Origin of the sequence: Lactiplantibacillus sp. DA1 (genome assembly GCF_032681335.1) — a bacterium.
Taxonomy (GTDB): domain Bacteria; phylum Bacillota; class Bacilli; order Lactobacillales; family Lactobacillaceae; genus Lactiplantibacillus.
Window position 1 is genome coordinate 231,832 of the sequence record NZ_JAWHTQ010000002.1, and the last position, 11,997, is coordinate 243,828.

The 11,997-nt window shown below is 45.5% G+C and carries 12 protein-coding genes and 1 riboswitch; of the genes, 4 read left to right on the forward strand and 8 right to left on the reverse strand.

The genetic code is table 11. The features are described from left to right. Window positions 1–42: 42 nt before the first annotated feature. Together eno and RXV91_RS03685 are read right to left on the reverse strand one after the other, a co-directional pair. Window positions 43–1,332 (reverse strand): phosphopyruvate hydratase, encoded by a 1,290-nt coding sequence (eno, locus tag RXV91_RS03680; protein ID WP_316438711.1) that lies wholly within the window; start codon window positions 1,330–1,332, stop codon window positions 43–45. Between the two features lie 51 nt (window positions 1,333–1,383). Continuing rightward, a riboswitch (Fluoride riboswitch) is annotated at window positions 1,384–1,449 on the reverse strand. A 60-nt stretch (window positions 1,450–1,509) separates the two neighbouring features. Next, window positions 1,510–2,901: a DHA2 family efflux MFS transporter permease subunit gene (locus RXV91_RS03685; RefSeq protein ID WP_316438712.1), complete on the reverse strand. Its 1,392-nt coding sequence runs from the start codon at window positions 2,899–2,901 to the stop codon at window positions 1,510–1,512. A gap of 165 nt (window positions 2,902–3,066) precedes the next feature. Here RXV91_RS03685 and RXV91_RS03690 point away from each other — a divergent pair, with 165 nt between their 5' ends. After that, window positions 3,067–3,516 carry a MarR family transcriptional regulator gene (locus tag RXV91_RS03690; protein ID WP_316438713.1) on the forward strand — a complete coding sequence of 150 codons (450 nt, stop codon included), beginning with the start codon at window positions 3,067–3,069 and terminating at the stop codon, window positions 3,514–3,516. 69 nt (window positions 3,517–3,585) lie between these two features. On the opposite strand, the gene RXV91_RS03695 is transcribed toward RXV91_RS03690, so the two are convergent. Both RXV91_RS03695 and RXV91_RS03700 read right to left on the reverse strand, forming a co-directional pair. After that, the gene (locus RXV91_RS03695; RefSeq protein ID WP_316438714.1) at window positions 3,586–4,731 is read right to left on the reverse strand and encodes an ArgE/DapE family deacylase; all 1,146 of its coding nucleotides are present in this window, start codon (window positions 4,729–4,731) and stop codon (window positions 3,586–3,588) included. A gap of 120 nt (window positions 4,732–4,851) precedes the next feature. Then, the gene (locus tag RXV91_RS03700) at window positions 4,852–6,543 is read right to left on the reverse strand and encodes an FAD-dependent oxidoreductase (protein WP_316438715.1); all 1,692 of its coding nucleotides are present in this window, start codon (window positions 6,541–6,543) and stop codon (window positions 4,852–4,854) included. Window positions 6,544–6,731: 188 nt separating this feature from the next. Here RXV91_RS03700 and RXV91_RS03705 point away from each other — a divergent pair, with 188 nt between their 5' ends. The 3 genes from RXV91_RS03705 to RXV91_RS03715 all read left to right on the forward strand — a co-directional run bounded on the left by RXV91_RS03705 (window position 6,732) and on the right by RXV91_RS03715 (window position 8,105). Next, window positions 6,732–6,932 carry a DeoR family transcriptional regulator gene (locus tag RXV91_RS03705; RefSeq protein WP_316438716.1) on the forward strand — a complete coding sequence of 67 codons (201 nt, stop codon included), beginning with the start codon at window positions 6,732–6,734 and terminating at the stop codon, window positions 6,930–6,932. 150 nt (window positions 6,933–7,082) lie between these two features. Further along, window positions 7,083–7,484, forward strand: a complete 402-nt coding sequence (locus RXV91_RS03710) for a hypothetical protein (RefSeq protein WP_316438717.1) — start codon at window positions 7,083–7,085, stop codon at window positions 7,482–7,484. Window positions 7,485–7,499: 15 nt separating this feature from the next. After that, complete coding sequence (locus RXV91_RS03715) at window positions 7,500–8,105, forward strand: NUDIX hydrolase N-terminal domain-containing protein (protein ID WP_021356687.1); 606 nt, start codon at window positions 7,500–7,502, stop codon at window positions 8,103–8,105. 199 nt (window positions 8,106–8,304) lie between these two features. On the opposite strand, the gene RXV91_RS03720 is transcribed toward RXV91_RS03715, so the two are convergent. From RXV91_RS03720 to RXV91_RS03735, 4 genes are all read right to left on the reverse strand, one after another. Next, window positions 8,305–8,706: a Spx/MgsR family RNA polymerase-binding regulatory protein gene (locus RXV91_RS03720; protein ID WP_003640632.1), complete on the reverse strand. Its 402-nt coding sequence runs from the start codon at window positions 8,704–8,706 to the stop codon at window positions 8,305–8,307. Window positions 8,707–8,877: 171 nt separating this feature from the next. Next, window positions 8,878–9,261 (reverse strand): YbgA family protein, encoded by a 384-nt coding sequence (locus RXV91_RS03725; protein ID WP_316438718.1) that lies wholly within the window; start codon window positions 9,259–9,261, stop codon window positions 8,878–8,880. Window positions 9,262–9,490: 229 nt separating this feature from the next. Beyond that, entirely contained in the window at window positions 9,491–10,123 is a 633-nt protein-coding gene (locus tag RXV91_RS03730) for an NAD(P)H-binding protein (protein ID WP_316438719.1), read from the reverse strand. Window positions 10,124–10,313: 190 nt separating this feature from the next. After that, window positions 10,314–11,993: a hypothetical protein gene (locus RXV91_RS03735; protein WP_316438720.1), complete on the reverse strand. Its 1,680-nt coding sequence runs from the start codon at window positions 11,991–11,993 to the stop codon at window positions 10,314–10,316. Between the last annotated feature and the right edge of the window lie 4 nt (window positions 11,994–11,997).

Genomic DNA, 11,997 nt, shown 5'->3' on the forward strand with positions numbered 1-11,997 from the left:
CACCCCACATTTGTTATGCATCACCAGGTTATCGCTAAATAATTAGTCAAACATAACATTATCTGGAAAGTGTGCTAACCGGGTACCGTCAGTACCTAATTCTTCCTCAATCCGCAGTAATTGATTGTATTTTTCAACGCGTTCAGAACGGGCTGGCGCACCAGACTTTAATTGAGCTGCATTGGTTGCTACCGTGAAGTCGGCAACGAAAGTGTCACCAGTTTCACCAGATCGGTGTGACATCATCGTGGTATAACCGTTTTTGCGAGCTAGCCGAATCGCTTCCAAGGTTTCAGTAATCGTCCCAATTTGATTTAATTTAATTAAGATACTGTTGGCCATACCCTGTTGAATCGCTTGCCGAATTAATTGCGGATTAGTACAAACGGGATCGTCGGTCACAATTTGGAGCTGATCACCATGAGCGGTTGTAAAGGCCGCAAAGTTATCCCAGTCCTCCTCTCCGTAAGGATCCTCAATTGAAATAATTTCCGGAAACTTCGCTAATAACTGCATATAATAATCACCAAGAGCAGCTGGCGTATACGTTTTACCCTCAAAATCATAATTGTGGGTCGTTCGGTTATAAAAATACGAAGCCGCCGCATCAAAAGCAATCGCAATTTCCTTGCCAGGTGTATAGCCTGCCTTAATAATCGCATCATGTAGCATCTGTAAGGCTTCTTCTGAATTTTTGAGATTAGGAGCAAATCCACCTTCATCACCCAAACCGGTTGTGTAACCAGCATCTTCGATAACCTTTTTTAAGGTATGGTAAGTGTTCGTAATCTTTTCAAAACCATCTCGAAAACTGGTTCGTGCAACCGGTGTAATCATAAATTCTTGAATATCAATGCCATTATCCGCATGTTCACCGCCATTAATCACGTTATGAAATGTTTGCGGCAGCTCTAAGTCCGTACCGCCCAAATATCGATAAAGCGGTTGGTGTAAGGCATTAGCGGCTGCCCGCGCCGTAGCCATCGAAACCCCTAAAATAGCATTTGCACCTAGCCGGGCTTTATTAGGCGTACCATCTAAGTCAATCATCAATTGATCAATATGAGCCTGATTAAATGGGTCAGCACCATGTAAAACATGATTAATGGCCGTATTGACATTATTAACGGCTTTAAGCACGCCCTTACCCGCTAACCGATCACCGCCATCACGTAATTCAACCGCTTCTTTTTCGCCAGTCGAGGCCCCTGATGGCACTTCCGCACGTCCCAACGTGCCATCAGACAAAATAACGTCAGCCTCAACTGTGGGATTCCCCCGTGAGTCAAAGATTTCGCGAGCCTTTACCGTTTCAATAGCCTGTTTTTCCATATCAATCTCTCCTTCGTAACCAAAAAGAAAAGACGTCTACTGTCTGAAAAACAAACAGTAGACGTCATCAAATTGATTATCAATTATTATGTGGCGAACGTCATCGCCGATTAACTTTTGAACAACTAAAGATTACACCTTCTCAAAATAAAGTCAATCTTTTTTATAATATTTTTATCATTGAACAGCTCGACGCGTCTTCATGGCTAATATCATTGTTCCTAATTCAATTAGTACCAAAACCAGTAACAGCCCTAGCGCCACGGTCGACCCTAATGCTGTGCGGTGCGCACTCGTTCCAGTCGCCTGTGCTTGAACTAACGTGATAACGGCGGACACGACCGAAGTCCCAATGGCTCCTGCAAACTGCTGCATGGTATTGAACACGGCATTGCCATCAGCTTGATGCTCAGCTGACAACTGCTGTAAGCCACTCGTCATCGTATTACCCATGGTTAAGCCAATACCAATCATTAATAAAATGTAAATGGCTAAAATCAAACCGCCTGACAGGTGCATCCCCAACACCGTAAACAGTGCCATGGCAATAACCAAAATTGTTGAACCCGTTAGGACTGGTTTGGCTGCACCCAGACTGTCTAGAATCCGTCCACCTAGTGGGGCAAAAACAGCCCCGATTGCCGCGCCAGGTAGTACAAACAAGCCAGCTAACAAAGCACTCTTGCCATTCACTAACTGGATGTAGTTGGGCAATATGAAGGCCAACCCGAGGGCACAGATTTGAACCAAAAAGTACGCCATTAAGTGCAAATCATAAGATTTTGTGGTAAAAATCGCCAGATTGATTAGCGGTTGTGCCGCTCGACGTGTGCGGATAACGAAACCCACAAGACCAATCAGACCGACCACTAGCCAAGCCACAAAAATCAGTGGTTGCGTGGTAATCGTGGCTAACTTGCTAAATCCAATTGTAAAGCCAACGAATAAGAGGACGATCATCAGCCAACCGACCACATCAAATCCAACTTTAACTGTCGGCTGGGCTTGTCGAATCGCATACAGCCCTAACACAAGTGAAATCACGAGTACCGGGATTAGCAATACGAAAATCCAATGCCAATCCATCCAACTAACGATCAAGCCCCCAAAAGTCGGCCCCAGTGCTGGGGCGATTGCGGTAATCAGCGTGCCAATTCCCATCAAGGTCCCTTTCTGCCGTGCTGGTGCCCAATCAATAATAATATTAAACATCAGTGGTAAAGCAATCCCAGTTCCCATTCCCTGAATGATTCGTCCAGTGACTAAAACGGAAAAACTGGTCGCGGTCGCGTCAACGACCAATCCCAGTATAAACAATAAATTGGCTGTCACAAACAGCGTTTTAGTGCGAAAGCGGCGTTTCAGAAACGCCGAAATTGGCACAATAATTGCGACTACTAACAAGTAAGCCGTGGTCATCCACTGGACCGTCGCCGTATTGAGTGCAAATTCTCGCATCAACTTAGGGAAAGTGATATTCATCGCAGTCTCCACGATCACTCCGCAAAATGAAAGTAATCCGGCAGCCACGATTGCAAGAATCAATTTGAGGTCAACACGTTTTTCCATACTTAAAATCAGCTCCTTGACCTATAGTTCGAATACGAACTAATTAACTATTTTAGCATACTATTCTAAAATTTAAAGTCCTATTTTAATTGACTTTTTAACAATTAGTTCTTATAATTCAATTTAGTTAGAATACGAACCATAACATCATTAAGGAGCCTACCCATGCAAGATTCATTAGGAATCATGATTAAGAAAGCGAACAATGCATTAGCCAGGGACTCAGACCATTATGCAAAATCACTGGGACTAACTGGCATGCAAATCAGTACGATCAACTTTATTGCCAACAATGAACAGCATCACAACCTCTTCCAACGGGACTTAGAATTAGAGTTCAATATTCGTAAAGCAACCTGTTCCAGCCTCGTTTCCAAAATGGAAGCCGCTGATTTACTCATTCGCGTGCCAGCAAAGGACGATGGTCGCTACAAACGACTACTCCTAACACCCAAGGCCCGCCAATTAGCCACCAAGATCGAACGTTTCTTTGAAACCAGTGAACAACGAATGGCGACAATTTTAGGGGTAAATACCGCCGAAACTTACGAAGCTCTGCGACAAATTGCTGTCGCTTTTTCAACACCGACCCATGCACCTGAAAATTGGTACTAACCGTTCAAAGACCCGCTGACAGTTACTGACTGCCAGCGGGTCTTTGATTTTACGATCAATCAACACCGATTACTCGGCCAAAAAACGTGTAAACAGTTGTTGATAAATTGCAATAAAGTCGTAAAACATCTGTTTTGGTAAACTTTCATTGACCTGATGTTGGGTCATATTACCCGGTCCATAAATCGCAAAGGGAGAATCAGCTGGTTGATGCTTAGCCAAATTGGACGCATCGGTAATTCCCGGACTTGAGGCAACGACAATATCGCGGCCAGCATAGGGCTTGCCAATGGCCTGCACTAATTTTACTAACCGATTATCAGCCGTGGTTGCAATTGGTGACTCATTCATGATAGCGGTCATCTTAATGTCAGCACCTTGCTGATTATACGCTGCGATCAGGTCCGTTAATTTTTGGGTCACTTGGTCATTATCGTATTCCGGAATCGTCCGCACATTAACAAGTGCAGTCGCTAAATCGGGTAACGAATTTACTTGGTTCCCACCGTTTAACACGTCAATGTTAAATCTGACCGGTCCCATCTCGCCCGCTGGAATCGTTTCAAAATAGTCATTGGCTTCATTGAGTAATTTAATCAGCGGGACTAAGGCATTGTAGCCGCGTTCGGGTGTCGAACTGTGTACCGCCTTACCCTTAGACGTCAGTTTTAAGTCATAAGACCCTTTCTGCTCAGCCGCTGTTCCATAAACCGTTGAAGGTTCAGCAATCAGTAAACCAGCTGCATCTTGCATCGCCCCTTGTTGATAAAAGGCAGCCGAGCCAGCTTCACCAACTTCTTCGCCCATTGTCGCCAACAAGCGAATGGTGCCATGTTTAGGGCCACCTTGCTGCTGAATGTTGATCATCGCAACGATTAATGCGACTAAACCAGCCTTCATATCCGTGACACCCCGACCAAATAACTGACCGGATTTTTCTACTAAGGTGAAAGGATCGGTGTCCCACGCCGCCAGGTCACCTGCCGCGACCACATCCATATGACCGGAAACTGCTAAAACAGGCTGCCCATGACCAATCTCAGCAACTAAATTCGCGCGATCACCGGTAATGGGGTGAATCTCAGCTGAAATATCATACTTCGCCAACAGGGTCTGTAAGTATTTCGCGACCACCAACTCATGGTCGTTAACTGATGGAATCTTAATCACATCTGCTAGAATCCGAAGCGCGGCATCGTCTTCAATCGTTCGCATATTTCGCCACCAACTTTCTTATGATAATTTCAGTCTAACACTTATGAACGTTCTATTTTCCCCAATAGCCTCTGCCACGTCATCAAATTTTGTTAAAATTAATATCTTAGTTATCAATCATCATGTTCGTGTCAAGATTGAGGTTCGCCCCGTTGTCTGATCATTAAAGTATTCATACTGAACTAGTTCGGCATACGACCCAGCAATGTTGACCACGTTCGTAAAACCACGCTGAAGTAATGCGCGGATCATATTGTAACTTCGCTGTCCGGTCTGACAATGAATATAAACTGGCTGATTGGTCGGGATCTCCGCTAAGCGCTGCCGAAACTGACTCAGTAGAATATTATGAGCACCTTTGATGTGACCATTAGCGTACTCTTGTGGTTCACGGGCATCGATGATAAACGCCCCCGCCAAGACCAGCTGTCGAACCTGCGTCACCGCAACCTGCTTAAATTCGTCGTTCAGGACGTTTTCCGCCACTAAGCCAACCATATTGACGACATTTTTGGCGGTACTGACCCATGGCGAATAACATAATTCAACATCTGTCAGGTCACTGACTCGACCGTGCATCGTGATTAGACTAGCGATAATATCAATCGGTTTGTCAACGTCCGATTGACCAATGGCCTGCGCGCCCAAAATCTCACCGGTCGGATAACTGAATATCAACTTAAGAAAGACGGCTGTTGTCCCCGGCATCACGCTGACCCGATTCTGCGGCGCCACCGTTGCGAACCGATAATCAAGTTGCTGGTGTTCACACTCAGCAGTGTTCAGGCCCGTTGACGCCACGTTTAACGTAAAGACGTGAAGAACCTGCGATCCGATCACACCCTGATAATGTGGCGTCCGCCCGTATAATTGATCCACCATGTGTCGGGCCTGCATTTGTGCGGGAAACGCCAATGCTAGCCGTGTAGATTGACGCGTAAGCCGATTTGTCACTTCAATGGCATCGCCCACCGCATAAATGTCGGCCACGGACGTCTGGTAGCGATGATCAACCTTGATACCACCGGTCACGCCTAACGCACAACCCGCTTGAACCGCTAATTCAGTTACTGGTGTAACCCCAATCGCCATAATCACTAACTGGCTTGTCACGACGCGTCCCGAGGCGAGCTGCACTTGTGTTGCACCAATGGCCGTCACATGTTCTTGCAGTATCACCTGCACACCGTGGTCGTATAGTTCCTTGTGTACTAGCTGAGCAAACTCGTCATCCAAAGTGCCCAAGACATGCCCGGCGGCCTCAATGATTGTGACCTGATAGCCAGCCTGTTGTAAATTCTCAGCCATCTCTAGTCCAATAAAGCCGCCGCCAACAATCGTCACATCATGAACGTGTTGTTCAGTCAGATACGCTTGAATCGTTCGGGCATCTTGAACATTGCGGACCGTTTTAACATTGGGCCGGTCGATTCCCGCAATCACTGCGGGTAGTATCGGTCGGGCGCCAGGTGACAGAATCAATGTATCATATGGGACGGTCGTCGTTGTGACCTGTCCTTGCCGTTTGATCGTCACTGTCTTAGCCTGCGCATCAATGGCGACAACCGTTGTATTCACTTGAACGTCAATATTGTACTGTTGCTCGAATTGCATCGGCGTCTTTAAAATCACGTCATCGGGCTGGTCAATCACATCACTGAATGTGTACGGTAAGGCACAATTGGAAAATGAGACATCCGATCCCTTTTCAAAAATTGTAATCTGGGCGAACTCGTCCAATCGACGCACGCGGGCCGCCGCCGAAGCACCACCACCAACGCCACCAACAATGACCACTTTTTTCACTTCCATCTGAACCATCCTTTCGTACGCTGCAGCCCTGCCACTAATTAGCTTAATTTTAAGGGTTTCAAGGCGTAACCACAACATCAACGCCGATTGATTTAACCGTTTTCATTGATTGGTGTCATTGACCTTCTATTTAAGCTAAAATAAGTTAGTATGTGTTTAATGCTAAAAAAAGCTTAAGGTGATCAATTATGAACCAAAAAACACGCTTAACATTGATGCTTGATGAATTAAAAACCCACCCGTCACTGCGTTTAAAAGACATTATGCAATTAACGGGGACTTCACGCGATACTGCCCAGCGCGATATTGTCAAACTCGCAGCTCATAATTTGGCTGAGCGAAACTACGTCGGCATTAGTCGGCCGAATACGTTTAATAAGCTAGATTAGTACCTGAACCAGGATGATGACTTACTGCAAACCAAACGAGCCCTGCCCCACACTGCCAGTTCGTATTTACTAAATGATGCTTTATTATTTCTAGATATCTCAACCACCGTTGCCTGTCTACCACAATATCTCTAGTCCAAGCACCCCGGCATGATCGTTACGAATTCCCTTGACATTGCTGATCAGGCATTACGACATAGCAACTTTCAAACGCATATCCTGGGTGGCACATTAGATGCACAACAACGGTATGTTCAAGGCGCCGACAGCATTCTAGCACTACACAAATTTCGATTTACGACCACGATCTTGAGTTGCGCTGGGTTGACCGCAGACGGCGTTTATTACGCTTACGAATCTGATATTGCTTTAAAGGAAACGTTACGCGCCCAAAGCGACCGACTAGTGCTGTTGTTTGACCACACCAAGGTGAACGTCAGCCACAACTTCAACTTGCTAGCTCTCAGTGATTTTGATTACTTTGTGACTGATCAGCCACTACCGGATAACCTAGCTACTAAGATTGCACCTGATAAACTTATTTACCTTTAGAGGAGGATCATTAACATGCCATCTTCACTATTAACCACTCAACGGGCAATGTTAGCCCTGATTCAAAGCGGCTTAGCCTACACGACTGACCCGTTCGACAAAGATCGCTATCAAAAGTTGCAAACCTTATTGATTCAACAAATGGCCGCCGCTGCCAACGTCGCCACTGCTGACCTGACGACTGCTCTAACTCAGGACTCTGGCTACATCACCCCCAAGATCGACGTTCGCGGCTTGATACGCCATGGAAACCAGCTACTACTCGTTCAAGATATTAAAACGAAACTATGGGCCTTACCAGGCGGCTTTGCGGATGTGGGCTACACGCCGACTGAAAATGTGCAACGCGAGGTGTGGGAAGAGACTGGCCGTCACGTCGCGGTTCAGGGGCTCATCACCGTTTTTGATACTGCTCTACGTGTCGATATTCCCCAACCATTTCAGTATTATAAATTGGTCTTTGCTTGTGAAATTACTGATGGCCAATTTGAGCCTAACATTGAGGTCGCCCAAACAGCCTACTTTACGCTCGACAACTTGCCACCGTTGTCCCAAAACCGGACAACCGAGGAACAGTTGGCACAGCTAATGGCATCTTCCACTACCATCACAGTCGACTAAATGACTGCTGAAGCGCCAAAAACATCCCGACTAGCCTGTCTGCTAGCCGGGATGTTTTTGTTTCTTTATGACGTCTTTCAATCAAGTTAGGCCGCTATTGGCATCAACAATTATGAAAAAGAGCGTCGGATTAACATTAATTTACATCAACCTAGTAATTACCATTTTCACAATATGGTGGACTTTAAGTCCCCTATCATTACATATCCACCAATCCAACTAAGGTTTGTTGAAAATTCAGTCGCCGAATATGCCGGGGAATGAATTGGCGAATATCATCATCATTAAAGCCTACTTGCAATTTATTACGGCCAACAATAATTGGCCGCCGCAACAACTGGGGCTGTTCGCATAACAGCCGGAGCGTCTCATTGAATGACATATCTGGCAGCTTATCAGCAATTGCGGGATAACTTTGTGAACGGGTAGAAATAATATCTTCCAATCCATTCTCAGTTAGGCACAGAATCTGTTTTAACTCACTAACAGTAGGGGCTGCGCTACTAAAGTTCTTCTCCTCAAATGCAATATCATGATCCCGGAACCATTGGCGGGCCTTTCGCGATGAGTTACATCCTGCTTGCGTAAACAATTTAATCATAATTATTTCGCCTCCTTGATTAGTGTTTTTATTATGATAATTATAACTTGTTTATTATTGTAGCAGGTTATTCATAACTTTGTAAGGACCTGAACGAAGTAATCGTAAAAAATTCATTGTTTTTTCATATTTATTATTGTTTAAATAATATAAATGTTATACGAATAAACGTTAATTTTCATGCTGATCAAACGCGCGCAGCAAGCGTGACGCCAGCAAATAAGCCACTTCGTACTTCACCGTTAACTGCCACAAGAACGGCCCAAGCTGATCGTGTGCCGGGGTTAAATTCGTTAGTAAATTCAGGTAACGTTGCTTCTCGGCCAGCGTACACCGCTTTTTAAAATAGCCCCAGACATGCTGATAAGCCGTTGTCAACGTGGCTTTAGTTGGCGTAATTTGTTCGGCTTCTGCTAATAATTGTTGGTAGCGTTCCTGTTTTGCAACTGACCAATCATTGTGCCGAGCTAATTGTCGGATGGCATTATAATGCTGCTGTGAGTGTGCCATGACCCAGTACTTTTGGTAAGCCCAATCTTGTTGCCATTGTGACATTGCTCCCATCTCCTCAATCTTTTGATGAATTTACAAATATTGTACCGTCTGGCTCAGGAAAATAGAACCAATTTACATTAGCACACTGATAACAGTCGTAAGTTTTGAAACTCTGCACAAAAATGGCGATAGCCCAGTTACCCGTTGGTGCAACTTAGCTATCGCCATCAAAACTTATATTTTATGAGTACTACTGTTGCCCACTCAAGTTAATCAGCCAGAACTGATGTTACTTTTCGCCTGGCCAAGCTGAGATCATGAGCTCACGTTGCGGATAATCTTGTGGATGTTCCAACATATCGGTGATTAATGTCGCCAATGAGAATAGACTTAGTGGCCCACCGCTAACAGCATTTCCAGCTGGTTCAACAATTAATTGATCTGCTTCATCATTGTACTTGAAAAAATGACAGGCTAGCAATGTATAGTCCAAATCACTATTCCTGATGACTGCGGCCCCGGCCTTTTGCCCCGCCACATAGGTCGTCTCAACTTCACGACTAAACCCAAACTCGCGGCGGGCTAAGGTGTACATTGCTTCTGAAATCTGATCATAGTTGATTTGAAACTGGGTCGTCCAAAATAGCTGTTTGACCCCAACTGCATCCATCGCTTGCACCAATGCCGTGGCAAACTGCGCCGCGTGGGTAATGCCCACCGTTGAAAATACGACGTCAATCCCTCGCAGCGCGCGTTTTAAATCATCAACATTGCTCGCATCCCCGATTAACTGCGTGGCTAACGAGACATCATGCTCATGCCGGTGATGATCCAGCAAAGTCACGTGGTGCTGCGGTATCATGGCCACTCGACGATACACCTGATACCCCAATTTACCCGTTCCAATAATCAAAATATGCACTACTGATCACGTTCCTCACATCACTCGCTAATTTATTCATAGCAGCGGTCCGAACTACGAATGACGTCAATAGCGCATATCCACACCCTATGGTCAATCAGTTCGGTCGCTTAAGGCTCATTACACCGGTTTCAAGATGATAATTCGGTCATTATTCAAACTTAATTGTGATTCGATGACTGACGATCAATTACCAATTTAGCCGCGAGAGCTCATCCATCATTGCTGAGCGCCGCGGATATTGTTGCTGCCAATCATGCACAATCGCCTGCACGGTCGATTTACCAGCCGGGTAAGCGAGCATCCGTTCCAATATGCCAACTAATTGTTGATACTTCCGCCGAGTTCCGGTAGCAGTGGCCATCTTCCGCACTTCATGATCATATTTCGCTAATAGCTGATCTGAAAAACGTGGTTTCAATAAAGACTCATAGCTCCGTAAATCCCAGAGCCCGTCCGTGGCCACGACCGCTTTTAATAGCGGGTTCAATAAGTTTTCTTGCACGTACAGTGGTTTCAAATCAACATTGGAATTCTTCGCTATCGCCGTCAACAGTTGCTCGCGAACCGCCGGCCAATCCTTGGTCGGGTAACTCTGCTTCAACTCTGAAAATAGCATCTCATCTGCTGGCGCATATTCAGTCAGCAATTGCCATAATTCCTGACGATACAATTGTTGTTCACCTAATTGCTGATAAGCGTCCTTCAGTTGGCGACTAAGGGAGGCTAACACGCTTGGATTGTCCGCGACCAACTTTTTGCCATCTTTTAGTAATTGGAGCGCATGCGCCTCATCTTGATGTTGAAGACAGAACTGGCTATAAAACAGGCGGACTTGTGGTATCGCTAAATTAGAATCACAAAATTCAATAACTTGCTTATCAGGCACATGAGCCGCAGTCATCATTTGTAAATAGTACTTTAGCCATTTTTCAATCTGCCAGTCATAGTCCCAGAAATCCGGGTGTTTTTGCACCGCACGGAACCGTTTAGCGGTATACACCAACTTTGCATCAATAAACGCTGGCGTCTTGAAATATGTGAATAATAAATCGTCAAGCGTATCTTCAATGATATTCAACGACTTCGTTAATTGTTTGCATAACCAATCAAACACCTGCTGCTGCACATCCGCGTCGGCTTTTGTTAAGACAGCTTCCCACAAGTCGTCACTAGCACTCATGATCATCATAATTTCACCATCGGAATCATCAATGTCGACGTGGTCGATTTTAAGCATCAGATGCGCCAAGATTTGAAATACCAAACCATACTTGCCGTGATCGACCAACGGCTGCACCTCTTCTTTTAAGAAAGTTAAGGCCTCATCACCGAAATCCGTCGCCGCGTCATAATCGATAAAACCACCGACATCCGCGTTAGTGTCAAATAAATCATCAACACTCGCGAGATATTCAGGTAAATCTGTCACGACATTAGTCTCACCCATGACCGTCCGGAACAGCTGGACGAGATGATTGTCATGGGCCAACACCGCACTCAAAAAGTCCCGGACTTGCCGATCAGTAGCCCGCTCAACCAGCTTAGTGGCAGCCTGTTCAAGACTGTCGCAACTAGTTGGTGCTTTGGAAACTTGCTGTTGACTGGCAGGTTTGTCAGCCGCCGTCGCTTGGTACAAAACGGCCGCCATGTGCTTGCAGTACGGATGACCATTGGCATACGGACACTCACACGCGCCATCATGAAAGTCACCATTAGCGAGATCAATCACCACGCCATAGTCCTGCGTGCCCGTAACCGTTGCCGTAATTTGTGTTTTGGTCCGCTTTAAACCAGTGACATACCCCTGTAAGTAATAATCGTACCCACGTTCAGCGATTGCCGTTGGAAAATAGTCTTCCCAGTCCATATTG